The sequence below is a fragment of the Hymenobacter ruricola genome, assembly GCF_015694525.1.
Lineage (GTDB): Bacteria > Bacteroidota > Bacteroidia > Cytophagales > Hymenobacteraceae > Hymenobacter > Hymenobacter ruricola.
This window is the reverse complement of the sequence record NZ_JADQDM010000002.1, coordinates 389,050-406,179: the sequence shown is the minus strand read 5'-3', so window position 1 is coordinate 406,179 and position 17,130 is coordinate 389,050. Positions and strand designations below refer to the sequence as shown.

Sequence of the window (17,130 nt, the reverse complement as noted above, 5' to 3'; positions counted from 1 at the left end):
TGACGTCAGGCAAGTTGCTGGCGGTAATGATTGATGAAGCCGTGAAGCAGCTTCTTGCAACTTGTCACCAGTATGAATAAGGCGTCTGCGGTTTCAGTGGTTAAATAATTGAGGTCAAGGGCAACATAAACCTGGGTTTCCAGCTCGTAAAGCGAGCCCCTTGCCATGAATAGAAAATTAATTGTGTCGCGGGGAGTTTGTCGCCCACAACCTTCGGCAATATTGGAGGGAATGGAAACTGCTGCTCGCCGAAGTTGATTGGTCAGTCCAAACAACTCGTCTTTTGGGAAGGCCTGGCTGGCACTATACACTTCTGAGACAAGCTTGCGCGCAAGCTGCCACACCTCAAGGCCAGTGTAGGATTTGTTTTCCTTCTCCATGACTTAGAAAAGCCAAGCACCATGCACTAAGCACCAAGCACCATTTGAAAGAACTCATACAGCAGGCGCACGCCCGTGCCGGTGCCGCCTTTGCCGCGGTAGCTTTCGGCGGCCGTCAGATAAGCCGGGCCGGCGATGTCCAGGTGAATCCAGGGGTAGCCTTCGATGAAGCGTTCCAGGAATTTGGCGGCCGAGATGTGGCCGGCTTCGCCTTTGCCCAGGTTGCTGAGGTCGGCGATGTCGGACTTGATATGGTCGGCGTACTCGTCCCAGAGCGGAAACTCGACCAGCCGCTCGTGCACGGCGTAACCCGCTTCGGTGAGCTTTTGCATAGTGGCGGGCTCGGCGGTGCCCATGGAGGCGGAAGCTTCGGTGGCCAGGGCGCGCACGGCGGCGCCGGTGAGGGTGGCCAGGTCGATGACCAGCTCGGGCTCGTATTTCTTGGCGAAGCTCAGGGCGTCGGCCAAGAGCAGCCGGCCTTCGGCGTCGGTATTTTTCACCTCAACGGTGAGGCCGCTGTGCATGGTGAGGACGTCGCCGGGGGCGTAGGCGAGGCCGCCGGGGCGGTTGTCGGTGGCGGGCACGAGGCCGATGACGTGCAGCGGGACGTTGTTTTTGGCCAGGGCGAAGAGCGTGCCGGCCACGGCCGCGCCGCCGGCCATGTCGCACTTCATCATGTCCATGCTGTTGGGCGTGGGCTTGAGGCTGAGGCCGCCGGTGTCGAACACCACGCCTTTGCCCACCAGCACGTAGGGCTTCTCGTTGCGGGCCCCTTCGGGCTTCCATTCGAGGATGCTGAAGGTGGGTGGCTCAGGCGAGCCGAGGTTCACGGCGAGCAGGCCGCCCATGCGCAGGGCTTCGATTTTGGGCAGGTCGAGGATGTCGGTGGTGTAGCCGGCCCGGTCGCCGGCTTCGGCGATGCGCTCCGCCAGCTGCACGGCGTTCAGCTTATTAAGAGGTGCATTCACGAGGTCGCGGGCCAGAAACACGCCTTGCAGCAACCCCTCGAGCTCAGCGAGTCGGGCTTCGGAGGCAGCTTCGCCAACCAAGGAAACTTTGGTGAGCGTGGGGGCTTTGCGGGATTTTTCGTCGGTTTTGTAGCCTTCGAAATGGTAGGCCGTCATCGCCAAACCTTCGGCCAGGAGCAGGCCGGCATCGGCGTTTTCGCTGAGGTTGTGAATGAACACCTCGGCTACTTTTTCGGCTTTGAGCTGGCCGTGCAGGGTGTGGCCACTGCGGCGCAGGGCCTCGGCCACCTGGCCGGGGGTGGGCTTTTGGGCCAGTACCACGAAGTAGTGGTGGTGGCTGAAGTGGTTGAGATGAACGAGTTTCTGGTCGTCGGCGAGGGAAGCGGAGACGTATTGCCGCGCTTCGGCGGAGAGGTCGCCGGCGGCCGCGGCCGGCAACTCGGTGGAGCCGTGGGACAGAATAAATACCTGCGAAGCGCGCTCGGGGGCGCTGGCTGCGTGAGCTAATACTAAGGACATGGGGCGGGCTAAGCTGGGGTTATGCGGCCGCTAAGGTAGCCCGCTGGTTCAGTTAAAAGGCGAGAGCTAAAAGTTAGCGGCGGGTTGGGTTGGGTTGTTGCCGCCAGCCGCAAAACCGTTCTTCTACCTTTCAGCCCCCACCTTTTAACTCAAAAACAGCTTGCGTAGCGCCCATAAACTCCACACAATCACCATCAGGCCCACGCCCAGGAACATCCAGCGGGTGGGAATGCGGCCCGCCAGCCGGGCCGCAATGGGCGCGGCGGCCACGCCACCCACGATGAGCCCGGCCACAATCTGCCAGTGCGACAACCCTTTAAGGGCGAAAAACGTGAAGGCGCTGGCGAAGGTCACGAAGAATTCCACCAAGCTCACCGTGCCGATGACGTAGCGGGGCGTCCGGCCGTTCGTTATTAAGGTGCTGGTTACCAATGGACCCCAGCCGCCGCCGCCGAAGGAATCGAGGAAGCCGCCGGCCCCGGCCAGCCAGCCGGCGTTTTTCACCTTGCGGCGTTTGTCGCGCTGCCTGAGCACGGCTTTGCTGATGATGCGCAGGCCCAGAATGAACAGATAAACGGCCAGAATGGATTTAATCCAGCCGGCGTGCTGCTCGCCGTAGTAAGAAAGCAGCAGCGCCCCACCCACGGAACCTGCCACGCCGGGCAGCAGGAGCACCCGAAAAAGCTTTTTGTTCACGTTGCCGAAGCGGTAGTGCTGGTAGCCGGAGGCGCCGCTGGCAAACATCTCGGCGGTGTGAATACTGGCGCTGACAGACACCGGACTCAGGCCCAATGACATGAGGCTGATGGCCGATACCACGCCGTAGCCCATGCCCAGCAGGCCGTCAATCAGCTGCGCCACAAAGCCGACGGCGATAAACTTGTAGAAGGTGCCGGAGCTTTTTAGCAGCGTTGTGACCTGGCCCAGGGTGAAATAATAGGACAGAATATTGACCAGGATAAACAGCGCGAACGTGGCCAGCGCGCCGGTGGCCATGCGCCGCCAGTAAGCCGTGTCCGGCGACTCGGGGGCGGGGCGGTAAGCCAGCTCGACGGTGAGGGGCGCGGCCAGGGCGGTGCGCAGGCGCTGGCCCACGTTGGGCCCCGCGCCGGGACCGGAAACGGCCGCTTCGACATTGGCCGGCGGGGCGGCGGGGGCAAGGTAAAAATCGCATTCCTCGGGCGCGTCGGCCACGGTGGCGAGGAGGTGGCGGGCGGCGGCCGCGGCCTTGATGCGCCGGTTCAGGGCCGGGTCGTCGGTGGCGATGAACACGACCGCCGCGCCGGTGAGGTCGTCGTCGGAATAGGGGCGGGCGTGGAGCTGCACGCCTGGGTGCTGGGCGGCCATTGGGCTGAATGCGGGCAACAGCTGCGGCGCCACCACCGCGACGGCAGCGCCGGGGCTGTGGCGCAGAATGGCCGTGAGCATGTCCAGCGCCGCGGTTCCGCCCCCCGCCAGCAGCACCCGAAAGTGCTCCAGCCTTAGGAAAACCGGGAAAAGGGCATTGGGCGGCGAAGGCGCGCCGGGCGGCGTTGGGGAAGGCGTCACGCGGGAAGCGGCTGGGGCAAGGTCGGCAGCGGCCATAAAGTACGGCAATCCTTACATGTAGGCCACGCGCCCCGGCATTTTCGGAAGGGCCGGGCCCGCTGGGCGCCGCTGCTACCTTTGCGGGGCTGCCGCGCCCCTAGCCGCGGTGGCGCCTTTCGTGGTAAGACCCAAAAAACACCTCGGCCAACATTTTCTGTCCGACCCCAACATTGCCCGCCGCATCGTGGCGGCGCTGCAGCTGCCCGACGGCGTGCGGCAGGTGCTCGAAATTGGCCCCGGCATGGGCGTATTGACTCAATATCTGCTCGAAAACCCGGCCTACCAAACCAGTGTGGTCGAAATCGACACCGAGTCGGTGGCATACCTGAAAGCGCATTATCCGGCGTTGGAAAACCGCATTTATGCCACCGATTTTCTGAAGCAAAACCTGGGCGAATTATTCCCCGAGCAGCCGCTGGCCATCATCGGCAACTTCCCCTACAACATCAGCAGCCAGATTTTTTTCGCCGTGCTCAACAACCGCCAGCAGGTGCGCGAGGTGGTGGGCATGATTCAGAAGGAAGTGGCCGAGCGCCTGGCCGAGCCGCCCGGCTCCAAAACGTACGGCATCCTGAGCGTGCTGCTGCAAGCCTATTATAAAATCGAATACCTGTTTTCGGTGCCCGCGCACGTCTTCATTCCGCCGCCCAAAGTAGAATCGGCCGTGGTGCGCCTGACGCGCAACGGCACCGAGCGGCTGGACTGCGACGAGAAGCTGTTTTTCCGGGTGGTTAAGCAGGCCTTCCAAACGCGCCGCAAGACGCTGCGCAACGCCCTCAAACCCTTTGGCCTGCCGCCGGAAGCCACCACCGATGCCATCTTTGAGAAACGGGCCGAGCAGCTGGGTGTGGCCGAGTTTGTGGGGCTCACGCAACGCATTGGGCAGCATCTGCAAGGCGCGGTTCCGCTGCCCGACGCAGAAGACGATGACGTGGCCGAGTGACTAATTTTCAGGCCATTCAGCAATTAACCAATGGATTCTGCTATTTCTGATAACCCGCGCACGGTGCCCGATTCCCCGGTTGACATTGGATACAAATGCAGTTGGTTTGCGGTCCGGAACATGGACACGCAAGCTTTGGCTTCGCTTTTGGGGCTGAAATACGTGTTGGCTTACAATTGGCGCTACGGCATTGCGGCGGCCCAGAGTGGAGACATTTTTATTTCTCCGCCAATTCAGGAGTGGCGCCTTGTGCTTGGGAATACCTTGCCGTTTGGCGATTCGGAAGCGTCGTGGGCAAAGGTGGTGGCCCTGCTCACCGAAATCAGCCAGGTAGCGGGGGAGGCCCAGTTCTTTGCCACGCACCGCGTCACCGAATTTCAGTGCTGGACGAAAGCCCGGGCCGGAGCCATTGTGCGTGAATACGCATATTTAGGCGAGGCAATGCAGGTTATTCGGGATACGGGGGCGCGCGCCCACGGCGAACCCGACGACTTGCTAACCGCCGAAACTATCTACGCCTTGGAAAATAACGAAGACTTGAAATTGCATTTTCCCGACGAAGAAACCGTGATGGCGGTAGCCGGCGCTTGGAGCGTTAATCCCAACGAGATTTCCAAAGGCAGCCAATCAACGGTGTTGGGGTTAGTTGGCACCTTATCGGAGCGTTAATTTAAGCACAAGCAATGCCTCTCTGCCTCATCGTCGACGAAATGCACCCCTCGCTGCTGCCTAGGCTGGCCGAAATCGGCGTTTCTGCCGATTACCAGCCCAACCTGACGGCCGCCGAAATCCCTGCCGCGCTGGCCGCCCGGCCCTACGAAGGCCTCATGGTGCGCAGCAAGCTGCGCGTCACGGCCGGGCTGCTGGCCCAGGGCCCGCACCTGCGCTACGTGGCCCGCGCCGGCGCCGGCGTCGACAACATCGACGAGGCGGCACTGGCCGCGGCGGGCGTGGCGCTGCTCAACGCGCCCGAGGGCAACCGCGACGCCGTGGGCGAGTTCGCCGTGGGCCTGCTGCTGACCTTGTTTCGCCACATTGCCCGCGCCGACCACGAAGTGCGCCACCACCAGTGGCGCCGCGAGGCCAACCGCGGCGAGGAAATCGGCGGCAAAACCATCGGCCTGCTGGGCTATGGGCACATGGGGCGGGCGTTTGCGCGGCGGCTGGGGGCCTTTGGCTGCACGGTGCTGGCGCATGATAGTGACCCGAATGTTGAGGCCGATGGAAATGCCGAATTGGTGGGCCTGGCCGAGCTGCAGGCCCGCGCCGACGTGCTGAGCCTGCACATTCCGTACTCCCCGGCCAACCACCACTTCGTGAGCGAGGCGGTGCTGGCGGGCTTTGCGCGCCCGTTTTGGCTGCTGAACACGGCCCGGGGCGAAGTGCTCGACCACGCGGCGCTGGTAGGCGCGCTGCAAGCCGGGCGCGTGCGCGGCGCGGCGCTCGACGTGCTCGAAAATGAGAAGCTGGCGGCGCTGACCACGGCCCAGCAGGCCCATTTTGAATTTCTGAAGCAGGCGCCCAACGTGGTGCTTACGCCGCACGTGGGCGGCTGGACGCACCAGAGCTACGCCCGCATCAACGAAGTGCTGGTGGAGAAGATTCGGGCATTTCGGGCCGGCGATAAAGACCGGACTGCGGGGAGCTGATTGGTTTTGCTTATCTTTGCCGGGAACCTAAGAAGGGAGAACGGTTGGCAGTGCCAGCCGTTCTCCTTGCTTTTTAGCCAACCCGTTAAGCCGCTACTCCCATGGCCAGCACCATCAATTATTACACCCCCGAAGGCCTGCAAAAACTGAAGGACGAGCTCCAGGACCTCAAAATCCGGGGCCGGGCCAAGGCCGCCGAAGACCTGCGCGAAGCCCGCGACAAAGGCGACCTGAGCGAGAACGCCGAATACGACGCCGCCAAGGACGCCCAGGGCCTGCTGGAGCTGAAAATTTCCAAGCTCGAAGAAGTCATCGGCAACGCCCGCGTCATCGACGAGACGAACATGGACTTCAGCAAGGTGCTCATCATGAGCAAGGTGAAGCTCAAGAACCTGAAAAACAACATGGTGCTCGACTACACCCTGGTGGCCGAGGAAGAAGCCAACCTGGCCGCCGGCAAAATCTCGGTGAAGTCGCCCATCGGCAAAGGCCTGCTGGGCAAATCGGCCGGCGACACGGCCGAAATCACCGTGCCCGCCGGCAAGCTGCAGTTTCAGATTCTGGAAATCAGCCGCTAGCTTTTATTGAGCTGTTAGCTTTTTCATGAAAGGCCACCGCATTGTGCGGTGGCCTTTTGTCATTGTTTGCGGTATCTTGCCGGGAACAATTGCGGGCTTAAGCGTTAGCAAAAAGCTAATAGCTAACAGCCATCAGCTAACAGCTAAAAAAACATGCCTTCCATTTTTTCGCGCATCGTTGCCGGCGAGCTGCCGGCCTATAAAGTGGCCGAAGACGGCCGCCACCTGGCTTTTCTCGACATTACGCCGCTGGTGGAAGGCCACGTGCTGGTGATTCCCAAGCGCGAAATCGACTACATTTTCGACTTGCCGGCCGAGGAGCTGGCTTCGCTGCACGTGTTTGCGCAGCGCGTGGCCAAGGGCCTGCGCGCCGCCGTGCCGTGCAAGCGCGTGGGCGTGGCCGTGATTGGGCTGGAAGTGCCGCACGCCCACATTCACCTCGTGCCGCTCAACAAGGTGGGCGACATCAACTTCACCAGCCCTAAAATTAAAGTGCCCGAGGCGCGGATGCAGGAGTTGGCCACCGCCATTGCGGCCAAAGTGGATGGCGGCAGCGGCCTGAGCGAGGCCCCGGCCGCTGGTTCGCCGGGCGCGGCGGTGCCGCCGGAGCTGCAGAAGCTGGTGGCGGGCCTGCACTTCGTGAGCGAGTCGGACGCGCCGCTCGAAGCCGTGGCCTTTGCCGCGCCAGGCGGCGATTTATCCGATGCCGCGCTGCTCAAGCTGCTGGGCGAGCCGGCCGACGCCAAAGTGGAAACCCTGGAGCTCACCCAGTTCCTGCGCAACCACACCGCCGACGACGGCGTGCTGGACGACGTGAACCTCGCCAACCGCTACAAGGCCCTGCAAATGTATCTGAAGCAGGAGCTCGACGGCACGCAGGTGTACCGGGTGGGCACGGGGCCAAAAATCGACGCTTACGCCCTGGGCCGCACGGCAGACGGCCTGCTGGCCGGCTTCAAAACCGTGCTGACGGAAACCTGAGGGTGACGGACTACTTCAACGCCATTCTTGACCCACCCACGTTACCATGGACAGCCAGGACATTTTTGATGAAAGCAAGCTGGTGCCCGGCCCGAACGAGTTCGACCCGGCCGCCGACCTCGACGACCTGATGGCGCAGGCCGGGCAAAACCCAGCCTACCGTCCCGAGTTTTTGCGGCGCCTGCTGCTGTCGCCGCTGCTCGTGCTGGTCGAAGACGAGCCCGCGCGCGACGAGACGCAGGCCGATTACGTTGGCTTCACGCCCCTGCAGCTCTCTGACGGGTATGTGCCGTTGTTCACGTCGCTGGCCCGGCTGCACGACAACCCGGCGCTGGTTGATTATCAGCACATCAGCGTGAAAGGGCGCGACTTGCTGGCCGCCTTGCAGCAGCGCGACCTGTGTCTGAACCCTTTCTCGGAGGCCAGCATCAACCTGCCGGCGGCCATCTGTCAGCGGCTCCTGGCCGGGGATGATTTTGGGGCGTTCAAACAATCGCCGCCCACCGAGCAACGCGAAGTGCTGATTGGGCAGCCGGCCGAATACCCCACGGCTCCCGTGGAGGCTATCCGGCTGCTGCTCAGCAGCCACCCCCGGGTGCAGGCCGGCTACCTGACGTATTTGCTGGCGTCGGGCGAGGAACCCGCGCACTTCATCATTGGCCTGCAGCTGGAAGGCGAGTTCAAGGGCATTGCGCAGGAGGTGGCCTACGTGGCCAGCACTTTCCAGAAGGAGTTGGGCAATCAGTACATCGTGCAGCAGGTGATACCCGATACCGATGAGTTTTCGGCCTACGTGCTGAGCACGGAGCCGTTTTACGCCCGCGAGTAGGCGCTGGTAGTGCTGGGTGCTGCAACCTGCGCCGGCCGCGCCGGTCTATTCCCGCAAGACTCACTAAAAGCGGGCCAGCGGCTATGGCGAAATACGTACTGATTCTAAGTTTGCTGCTGGGGCTGGCAGCGCCGGCATGGGCCCTCAAGCCCAGCCGCGACTGGGTGGCCACGCCCGATTCGCTGGGGCTGCGCTACCAGTCCACGGCCCTCGCCACGCCCGACCACGCCCGGCTGGCCGGCTGGATAGTGGAGCCGGCCGCCAACGTGCCCGACCAGCACACCACCATGGTGCTGGCCTACGGCGACATGAACAACATGTCGTATTTCCTCCACCAGGCCCGGGCGCTGAGCCAGGGCGGCTACCGCGTGTACCTGTTCGACTACCGCGGCTTTGGGCACAGCAGCGACTTTGCCATCGACCGGCAGCGGCTTTATTACCCCGAGTTCAGCACCGACCTGCGCACCGCGCTGGCCGATGCCCGGCAGCGCTACCCGCGCAGCCGCACGGGCATCATCGGCTTCTCGATGGGCACCATCATGGGCTCGGAAGTGGCGGCCACCAGCAAGTGCGACTTTTTCATTGCCGAGGGCTACGTGGCCAGCCCGCAACGGCTGGCCGCTGCCGTGTTGCAGCGCAGCCAGAAGGTGGTGACCCTGCCCGCCGAGGCCGCGGGCTACGCCCTGGTGGCGCGCCGCGTGCACTGCCCCTGGCTGCTGGTGGGCGGCACCGCCGACCAAAACACGCCCCTGGCCGACTCGGTGTTGGTGGCGCGCAACGCCCGCCCGTGGCGGCAGCGGCGGCAGGTGCTGTGCTTCGAGGGTGGGCACCAGGAAGGCTTTTACCGGCTGACGGAGGCCGTGTACGGCGACAAGTACGTGCGCGAAGTGACGCGCTTTCTGGCCGCGAAGCGCAGCTAGCACGAAAGTCCGCTGGCCAGGAGCGGGGCGTTAACCAGGCTGGTGCCTCATGGCCATGCACCCGGTGCAACGTTTGGGGTGGGAAGTCGGTCAGGCCGAAAACAGGAGTATTCCTGCTTTTAACTCTTTCCGCACCCATGAAAAAACTGCTTTTACTACTGCTCACGGGCTTCGGCCTCAACTCCTGCAACCACCAGCCGGCCCAACCCCTCGCGGTTGACCAAGTGAACGTGTTGGTGGGCAATGCCGGCTACGTAGCCGCTACCGGTCACGCGCCGGCCGCCACCGCCAACGACGACGCCCGCGTGCAGGCCCACCTGGCGTACGCCGAAAAGCTGTTGCGCCAGCAGTCCACCCCGGCCCAGAGCCCCGCGCTGGCCCGGCGCCGCGCCCACCTGCTCGATTTGCTGCATAAATACTGGGTGGCGGGCGTGTTTCCGCGCAACTACGACTTTCCCGGCGAGCGGCGGCCGTGCTTCATCGACCGCGACGGCCGCTTGTGCGCCGTGGGCTACCTGGTGGCCGAAACCGCGGGCCGCCCGGCCGCTGAAAGCATTAACCAAGCCCACCAGTACGACCTGATTGCGGACATGCGCACGCCCGCGCTGGCCGAATGGGTGGCCGCTTCGGGACTGACCAAGGCCGAGTGCGCCCTCATTCAGCCCACCTACGGCCCGCCGCCGTCCACCGACGCCGATGTGAAGTCGTACGCGGTGGGCTCGGCCATGTGGGGCGGGATAAATGTGATGCTGGGCGCCGCCAACGCCAGCCAGTTCAACCGGCCCGAAGTGGGCAAGGGCGCGGCCTACGCCGGCGTGCTGAGCGGCACCGGCCAACTGCTGCTGGGCGCCCTGCGGCTGCCCAACGACCAACTGGGCATCAACTGGTCGCCGGTCACCAACAACAGCTCGGTACGCACCGTGTCGTACCTGAACATTGGCCTGGGCACCGCCACGGTGGCCCTGAGCGCTTGGAACCTCATCAGCCACCGCAACGCCGCGCTGCGCAAAACCACCGTGGGGGCCGTCACGTTTCCGGGCCCGGCGGGCGGCAGCGGCTTGTCGCTCACGCACCGGTTCTAAAGGTGGTAGTGGGCCTGAATATGCCTGGCTTCAGTTCAGGCCCACCCACAGGAACACGGCGCTCAAATACGTCCAAAGCAGTGAAAACACGACGTGAATAGCGGTTTCGAACCGTTTGCCGCGCCATAGCTGGGTCGAATAGCCAAAAAACTGGATGGCTAGCCGCGCCAGCCAAAACACCCCGCAGCCCAGGGCCAGCCGGTGGCCCAGCGGCGTGCCCACCAGCTCGGGGGCGGAGGTGAGGCAGAGCAGGCCAATGAGCAGGACAGTGAAGGCAACGAAAAACGTGTGCACGTACATCATCTGCCGGTTTATGAGGCTGACGGCGGCAAACTCTGCGCGCCAGTTGAAGTAGCGGGCGAAAGCGGCGTGCAGCAGCGCCAGCACCACCAGCAAGAACCCGATAATCTTAAGCTGCACCAGCATTTTTCCGCAGAATGAAGGTGGTGATGAACGGCGTGGCGGCCACCTCCTGCGCCACCGCCAGCCCGGCGCTCCGGAAAGTGCGCAGCCAGGCCCGCCGCGAATGGAAATGCAGAAAACCTACGGTATAGGCCAGAAAATTGGCGGCGTCGCGCAGGTGTTCGGTCACGATGATTTGGCCGTCGGGCTTGATGACGCGCCGGAGCTCGCGGAAAAAGTCGGCGCGCTCGGCGGGGTCGCGGATTTCGTGGGCGGCCAGGAAGGCGAAGGCCAGGTCGATGGAATTGTCGGGCCAGGGCAGCGCGGCCCGGCTGTCGACGGCCCGCGTGCCGGGAAACGGCGCATACGCCCGCCGGGCGCGTCGGATGGATACTTCAGTGTGCCGGGCGGGGTCGTAAAAATCCACGGCCTGCACGTCGCAGGGCGCGTATTTCTGTTCAATGGCCGCGCTTATTTCATCGAAACCGGCGTTCACGGTCAGGATGTTCGGGCACGCAGCTTTCGCCGCAGGCAGCCAGGCGAGGCGGTACAAACCGGAGAAGTCGTAGACGTAGGCCGACACGGCGAGCGAAACCACCACCGGCACCAGCAGCGCGGCCAGCAGCCACGGCGCCCAGTCCCGCACCACCGGCGGCCCCGCTAGCCAGACGGCGCCTAGTCCCAGCGCCGCGGCCGCGGCGAGGGCGTAGAAATGCCAGTTGAAGCGCACGATGTTGCCCACGCCCTGGAGTGGTTTTCTCACGATTTCCATTGCTCGGTGCGGCCTTTTTTCCAGTGGTAGGGCACGTTGCGCACGGCAAAGGCATTGGCCAGCACCAGCTGGCTGAGGTTCAGCTCTTCTAGGAAGCCGACGCGGTAGTCCTCCACGGCCAGCGGCTGCGGCTCCCAGTGCTGCCGCACGCCTTCCACGATGAGCATGCGCGAGGAGTCCGCATCGGCGGAGAACGTGAAGGGCAGGGGGCCGGCAAAACGACGAGCTTCTTGCCAAGTGGCGAAGGGCGAGGTGGCGGGTAAGGGCACTGCGGCGGCGGGGGGCGCCAGCGTGACGTGGAAACCGGACTGCTGCGAACGGATGCTAACCCGACCCGCTATTTCCTGCCGGCTGATGTCGGTGGTGTGGTAGCGGTAGTGGGTGAAGACGTTGCCCAGCGCGGTCATGCGCTTTTTGTCGGTTTCGGAGCGCAGGATATAGAGGCCGCGCAGGCGCCGGCCCGTGGGCGAGGGGTAGCGCACGAAGGCACGGTAGCCAATCAGGAAAAAGTCCTGGCCCAGCCAGCCGGGGAAGCCTTTGGGCCGCAACTGCCGCGTCTGCACCAAGGCCACGGCCAGAAAGCCCCAGCTGTCGCCAAACGTGTCGGGCACCAGCGGCGCCGGCAGCAGCGCCTGCACCTCGGCCGCGGGCGCGGCAAACGTGAGCACGAGCGAGTACTCAAAAAAGGCCTCCACCGGAAACGGGTGCGTTTTCAGCCAGTTTAGCATCGGCAGAATTAGCGCGGAGAAGGCCGGGCCGCCCGAAAGGTAAAGTAGTAAATGAGCAGGCAAAACAGCGCAGCAAACAGCGCATTGGCGCGGCCCCACAGCAGCAGGTCGGGCGCCAACCAGGCTTCCAGCGTGTTCATCGACAGGATAAGCCCGATTTGGACGGCGGCGCACCAGCGCGGTTTCCAGCCGCTCAGCACCCAGAGGGCAATGCCGATTTCGCCCAGCCCGATGAGGCGCGTGAGCACCGGGGCGTGCGCCGGCCCCAGGATGCGCGCCACAATGGCCGCGTGGCGGGGCACCAGCCCCAGTGCTTTGCAGAGCAGGCCGTTGGCCAGCCACACCAAGGCTATGCCGTAGGTGAGCAGGCGCGGCATCATTGGGCGCGGCCGCTGTCCACCAGCCGTTGCAGGCGGGCCTGGGCGTCGCGCGGCAGGGCGCTCAGCAGGTCCAGGCCGGTGGCGGCTTCGATTTTGTCCACCGACGTGAGGTACTGCTTCCAGTCAGGGCTCACGCTGTTGTCGTTGGGCGTGTCGATGGCCAGCACGCGCACGCTGGGGTCGGTGGCCAGGCGCTGCAGGTCGTTCACGCCGTCGGGCAGGATGACCAGGACTTTCCAGATGCGGGCGGGCACGGTCACGCGGCCCTGGTCGAGGGTTTGGGCGAAGCCGTTGGCGCCGGTGCCGCCGCGCCCGTAGCTGCCCATGACGACGTAAATTTCCTGGCCGCGCTGCACCTGGGCGCGGCCGTATTCTTCGAGGTGGGCCCAGGTTTGCTGGTTGTTGTGCGGTGCCTGGGGCACCATGTTGGTCATGTAGAAGGTAGCCGCGTTGGCGTCAAGGTCGGCGGTGCGGTCGCCGCTGGGGCAGTTGTGGCCTTTGTCGAAGCCGGAGCGGGCGTAGCTGGCGGGCGTCACCTGGTAGAACTGGCGGGGCAGGGCGGGGTCGGGCCGGAAGTTGTTCTGGCGGGGCGCCTCGCCGAGGTTGGCCTTGTCGAGGTGCCAGCTTACCCAGGTCGGGATGCCGCGGTTGGCATTGTAGCCAGCCGTGAATTCGGGGTGGACGAGCAGGTAGTTGGTGACGTTGGCGGGGTCGGAAGTGGCGCCGCTGGGGTTGCCCAGAGCCAGGTTGCTGTCGTTGGGGTCCTGGGCCACGCCGGTGCCCGTGCCCGGGGTTGGCGCCGGGTGTTGGACGTTAGGGGTTGGGGCCTTGTCGCGGGTTTCAAAGTAGCCGTCTGCCGCGCCGGTGCCCACCGCCACGGCGGGGCCTTTGGGCGTTTCGAGCACGATGTCGTCGATGTCGAGCCGGTTTTTGGGCCCGCTGGTTTTGCGGATTTCCAGGCGCAGGGGCTCGTTGGCCACGCCGGCAAACACGTGCGTTTTCAGCTGGGGCCCGCTGGTGAGCACGGGCTGGCCGGTGCGGGCGTAAGTGCGACCGCCGTCGCGGCTTAGCCACAGCTCCCAGGTGCTGGGCCCGTCGGTGCCATAGGCCGCCGCGCTGATGCTGATGCGGCGCACCCCGGCCGTGGCATCAAAGCGCATGGACAGGCGGCCCAGGTTGCGGAGGCGGGCGGCGCGCTGGCCGCGCTTGTGGTCCTGCGGGCTGCTACCAACGAGGGCATCCTGGAAGTGCCAGGCGCCGGTGGCCAGGGGCTCGTCGGCTTCGTCGTACGTCCCTTTGCTGCCGGCCTCAAAGGTTTCGGGGAAGGCACTGGCGGCAGGCGCCTGCGAAACAGAGGGCGCGGGAGGAGCCTGGGAAGTGGCCGTTTCCTGGGGCTGCTGCTGGGAACAGGCAAAGAGGGCAACGGCGGCAATAATGGAAAAAGTGGCGGAGTGCATAGGCGAAGATATGCGGCTTCCCCTCAAAGCTGCCGAAAGCAGGTAGCGACGCAACATGTTGCGCCTCGTCGTTGAACAAGGACGTGTGAACGATGCCCGAACGGCGCGGTCCCGGTCGTTCAACGCGGCGACGCAACATGTTGCGTCGCTACTGCTACGAGCTGCACGAGAGCGTGGCGCAGCCGGGCAGGTCCCAGGCCCAGTCGGGGCGCTTGGCAGCAAATTCCTCGTGCTCAGGCTGCTCGGCAAAGGGCGTTTTCAGCACCTGCATGAGGGTGTTCAGATAGCTCAGGTCGCCTTTTTCAGCGGCCTGAATGGCGTTTTGGGCGAGGTAGTTGCGCAGCACGTATTTGGGGTTGGCCGCTAGCATGCGGGTGTTAATATCTGCCGGCGCGGCCGTTTCCTGCCGCAGGCGGGCCAGGTAGCGCGGCAGCCATTCCAGCAGCGGCGCGTAGGCCGGGTGGGGCAGGGGCGTGTAGGCGGCCGCCACCAGCAACTCCTGAAACCGGGCTTCTTCCGCACCCGCCGTGGCCAGCAGCGCGGGCGCCACGTGCGACAGCTGCCGAAAGAAAATCGTCATGTCGGCCCCGGCCTCCGCCAGCGCTTCCAGCAGGTCGTTTATCAATTGCTCGTCTTCCTCCGGGGCCCGCTGGGTGAGGCCGAGCTTGCCCAGCATCAGGCGGTAGCGCGTGCCGGCCAGCGTTTGCGTGTAGCAGTCGAAGCCGGCGCGCAGGGCGTTGGGCTCGGGCACCAGCAGGGCCAGGGCTTCGGCCAGCCGGGCCAGGTTCCAGAGCGCCACCTGCGGCTGCTGGCCGAAGGCGTAGCGCCGGTAGCCGAAATCGGTGGTGTTGGGCGTCCAGTCGGGGTCGTAGGGCTCCAGCCAGCCGTAGGGGCCGTAGTCGATGGTGAGGCCGAGGATGGACATGTTATCCGTGTTCATCACGCCGTGCACGAAGCCCACGCTCATCCAGTGGGCCACCATCACGGCCGTGCGCCGGCAGATTTCCTCGTACCAGCGCACATACACTTCCGGGCCGGGCTCGCCCACCTCGGGGTAGTGGTGGCGGATGACGTAATCGGCCAGGCTGCGCAGGTTTTCGAGCTCGCCGCTGGCGGCAAACATCTGGAAATTGCCGAAGCGCACGAACGTGGGCGCCACCCGCGCCACAATGGCGCCGGGCTCGGGCCGCTGGTTGCCGTTGTAGAACATGTCGCGCACCACGTCGTCGCCCGTCGCCACCAGGCTCAGGGCGCGGGTGGTGGGCACACCCAGGTAATGCATGGCCTCACTGCACAGAAATTCGCGTAGCGAGGAGCGCAGCACGGCCCGGCCATCGGCCCGGCGCGAGTAGGGCGTGGGGCCGGCGCCCTTGAGCTGCAACTCCCAGGTGCTGCCATCAGTGGCTATGAGCTCGCCCAGCGAGATGGCCCGGCCGTCGCCGAGCTGGCCGGCCCAGTTGCCGAATTGGTGGCCCGCGTAGCGCGCCGCAAACGGCTTCATGGTGTCGGTGACGAGGTTGCCGGCCAGGGCGTCCACGGCCGCGCCGCGCTCGGTCGGGCGCGTCAGGCCGAGGGTGGCGGCCAGGTCGTCGGACCAGGCCAGCAGGCGCGGGGCGGCCACGGGCGTGGGCAGCACTCGGGAGTAGGCGTAGCCGGGCACCTGGCGCGAGCCGCGGTTGGGGTTGTCTTCGCCGCGCAGCTCGTCCACGAAGGAGTTGCGGAACGCGGCTTGGTCTACGGGCAGGGTAGGCATCGGAAATGCGATTGGGTCGAAGCTGAAAAAGCGCGCCGGCAGGGCGCCTTCAGTTCCCAAACGCTTATTGGGCGGGCAAGTTCAGGAAAAGAACCCAGCGGCCAGCAGGCATCCGGCCCGCGGCTTGTTCAGAAAAAGCCCTTACAGGCCCGATTTCAGCTCTTTTGCTTCGCCAACTGCGGCGCTGGCAGGCACCTGAGCCGTTCCGTTGAGCCGCTTGCTACTGGAGCGGCACCGTCACGCCGTTTTCCTTCAGCACCTGCGCCAGAAACAGCACCTGGTAGGGCAGGGCCGTTTGCCAATAGGCCCAGGTGTGGCCGCCGGGGCGTTCGGTGTAGTCGTGCGGGGTGTGGTTGTAGGTGAGGCGGCGGTGCATTTCGCGGTTGATTTCCAGCAGGCCGTCGTCCACGCCGCAGTCGATGATGAGGGGCAGGCCGTTGCCGTGGATGCGGTCGGCCATGTTAATCACCGAATTGGTGCTGAAAAACGTGGGGTTGTCAGCTTCCGCGCCGAGAATCGGGAGGAGGTTCTTGTTGCGCCAAGCCGTTTCTTCGGGCGTGAATTTGCGGTTGGCGCTGCTCAGCTCCAGGGCGCCGCTCATGCTGCCGGCCGCGCAGTACAGGTCCGGGTGCTTGGCCGAGAGGGAGAGGGCGCCGTAGCCACCCATAGAAAGACCGGTGATGACGCGGCCGCGGCGGTCGGGCACGGTGCGGTAGGCCCGGTCGATGGCCGGGATGACTTCCTGGGTGAGGTAGGTTTCGAACTTGCTGTCGGCCTTCACCGGGCTGTCGAGGTAAAAGCTAAAGGTTTCGCCCTCGGGGTTCACAATGATGAGGTTGTACTGGTCGGCCAGCTTGTGCACCAGATGCTTGTCGGCGGGGCTTTTCAGCCAGTCGGAAAAGTGGCCGTAGGCGCCGTGCAACAGGTAGAGCACGGGGTAATGGGCTTTCTTGTTTTTGGCGTAGGATGCGGGCAGCACCACGGCGGCGCGGTAGGTTTTGCCCATGGCCGCGCTGGGAATGGCCAGCGTGTCGACCCGGGCGGCAAAGGCGGTGGCGGTAAAAAGCAGGCAGGCAAGCAGCAGGAGGCAGCGCATAGGCGGTGGAAATGAAGGTATTAAAAAAGGAAATTCACACGGTAAATAACCCTATACCGCCGCGGCCCGGCAAGGGCGATTGCCTGACGCGCAAAGGCAACAAACG

18 protein-coding genes are annotated in these 17,130 nt (G+C 64.5%); 8 read left to right on the top strand and 10 right to left on the bottom strand.

Features of this window, described 5'->3' with window-relative positions:
* Window positions 1-5: 5 nt before the first annotated feature.
* From I2H31_RS05765 to I2H31_RS05755, 3 genes are all read right to left on the bottom strand, one after another.
* Window positions 6-380: a four helix bundle protein gene (locus tag I2H31_RS05765; protein ID WP_196292049.1), complete on the bottom strand. Its 375-nt coding sequence runs from the start codon at window positions 378-380 to the stop codon at window positions 6-8.
* 26 nt (window positions 381-406) lie between these two features.
* A complete protein-coding gene (locus tag I2H31_RS05760) occupies window positions 407-1,867 on the bottom strand; it encodes a leucyl aminopeptidase family protein (protein WP_196292048.1) in 1,461 nt (486 codons plus the stop codon).
* 144 nt (window positions 1,868-2,011) lie between these two features.
* On the bottom strand, window positions 2,012-3,415 hold the full coding sequence (locus I2H31_RS05755; protein ID WP_196292047.1) for a TSUP family transporter: 1,404 nt from the start codon (window positions 3,413-3,415) through the stop codon (window positions 2,012-2,014).
* Window positions 3,416-3,572: 157 nt separating this feature from the next.
* Here I2H31_RS05755 and rsmA point away from each other — a divergent pair, with 157 nt between their 5' ends.
* The 8 genes from rsmA (at window position 3,573) to I2H31_RS05715 (ending at window position 10,436) form a co-directional block, all read left to right on the top strand.
* Window positions 3,573-4,397 carry a 16S rRNA (adenine(1518)-N(6)/adenine(1519)-N(6))-dimethyltransferase RsmA gene (gene rsmA / locus I2H31_RS05750; protein ID WP_196292046.1) on the top strand — a complete coding sequence of 275 codons (825 nt, stop codon included), beginning with the start codon at window positions 3,573-3,575 and terminating at the stop codon, window positions 4,395-4,397.
* Between the two features lie 30 nt (window positions 4,398-4,427).
* On the top strand, window positions 4,428-5,066 hold the full coding sequence (locus I2H31_RS05745; RefSeq protein ID WP_196292045.1) for a hypothetical protein: 639 nt from the start codon (window positions 4,428-4,430) through the stop codon (window positions 5,064-5,066).
* A gap of 14 nt (window positions 5,067-5,080) precedes the next feature.
* Window positions 5,081-6,046: an NAD(P)-dependent oxidoreductase gene (locus tag I2H31_RS05740; RefSeq protein ID WP_196292044.1), complete on the top strand. Its 966-nt coding sequence runs from the start codon at window positions 5,081-5,083 to the stop codon at window positions 6,044-6,046.
* A gap of 101 nt (window positions 6,047-6,147) precedes the next feature.
* A complete protein-coding gene (gene greA / locus I2H31_RS05735; RefSeq protein WP_196292043.1) occupies window positions 6,148-6,624 on the top strand; it encodes a transcription elongation factor GreA in 477 nt (158 codons plus the stop codon).
* 153 nt (window positions 6,625-6,777) lie between these two features.
* Entirely contained in the window at window positions 6,778-7,605 is an 828-nt protein-coding gene (locus tag I2H31_RS25615; protein WP_196292042.1) for a nuclease A inhibitor family protein, read from the top strand.
* 46 nt (window positions 7,606-7,651) lie between these two features.
* On the top strand, window positions 7,652-8,434 hold the full coding sequence (locus tag I2H31_RS05725; protein WP_196292041.1) for an enhanced serine sensitivity protein SseB C-terminal domain-containing protein: 783 nt from the start codon (window positions 7,652-7,654) through the stop codon (window positions 8,432-8,434).
* An 83-nt stretch (window positions 8,435-8,517) separates the two neighbouring features.
* Window positions 8,518-9,354 (top strand): alpha/beta hydrolase, encoded by an 837-nt coding sequence (locus tag I2H31_RS05720; protein ID WP_196292040.1) that lies wholly within the window; start codon window positions 8,518-8,520, stop codon window positions 9,352-9,354.
* 137 nt (window positions 9,355-9,491) lie between these two features.
* Entirely contained in the window at window positions 9,492-10,436 is a 945-nt protein-coding gene (locus tag I2H31_RS05715) for a hypothetical protein (protein WP_196292039.1), read from the top strand.
* A 30-nt stretch (window positions 10,437-10,466) separates the two neighbouring features.
* Here I2H31_RS05715 and I2H31_RS05710 read toward each other — a convergent pair whose 3' ends face one another.
* The 7 genes from I2H31_RS05710 to I2H31_RS05680 form a co-directional block, all read right to left on the bottom strand.
* Window positions 10,467-10,862: a hypothetical protein gene (locus I2H31_RS05710; protein ID WP_196292038.1), complete on the bottom strand. Its 396-nt coding sequence runs from the start codon at window positions 10,860-10,862 to the stop codon at window positions 10,467-10,469.
* The gene (locus I2H31_RS05705) at window positions 10,846-11,601 is read right to left on the bottom strand and encodes a class I SAM-dependent methyltransferase (RefSeq protein ID WP_394368953.1); all 756 of its coding nucleotides are present in this window, start codon (window positions 11,599-11,601) and stop codon (window positions 10,846-10,848) included. The genes I2H31_RS05710 and I2H31_RS05705 overlap by 17 nt, the downstream gene beginning before the upstream one ends.
* Window positions 11,598-12,338: a DUF2071 domain-containing protein gene (locus tag I2H31_RS05700; protein WP_196292036.1), complete on the bottom strand. Its 741-nt coding sequence runs from the start codon at window positions 12,336-12,338 to the stop codon at window positions 11,598-11,600. The genes I2H31_RS05705 and I2H31_RS05700 overlap by 4 nt, the downstream gene beginning before the upstream one ends.
* 8 nt (window positions 12,339-12,346) lie before the next feature.
* Window positions 12,347-12,718 carry a DoxX-like family protein gene (locus I2H31_RS05695; RefSeq protein ID WP_196292035.1) on the bottom strand — a complete coding sequence of 124 codons (372 nt, stop codon included), beginning with the start codon at window positions 12,716-12,718 and terminating at the stop codon, window positions 12,347-12,349.
* On the bottom strand, window positions 12,715-14,175 hold the full coding sequence (locus I2H31_RS05690; RefSeq protein ID WP_196292034.1) for a DNA/RNA non-specific endonuclease: 1,461 nt from the start codon (window positions 14,173-14,175) through the stop codon (window positions 12,715-12,717). Before I2H31_RS05690 ends, I2H31_RS05695 begins: the two co-directional genes overlap by 4 nt.
* A 154-nt stretch (window positions 14,176-14,329) precedes the next feature.
* Window positions 14,330-15,928: a protein adenylyltransferase SelO gene (locus I2H31_RS05685; RefSeq protein ID WP_196292033.1), complete on the bottom strand. Its 1,599-nt coding sequence runs from the start codon at window positions 15,926-15,928 to the stop codon at window positions 14,330-14,332.
* 220 nt (window positions 15,929-16,148) lie between these two features.
* Window positions 16,149-17,024: an alpha/beta hydrolase gene (locus I2H31_RS05680; protein WP_196292032.1), complete on the bottom strand. Its 876-nt coding sequence runs from the start codon at window positions 17,022-17,024 to the stop codon at window positions 16,149-16,151.
* Window positions 17,025-17,130 lie beyond the last annotated feature (106 nt).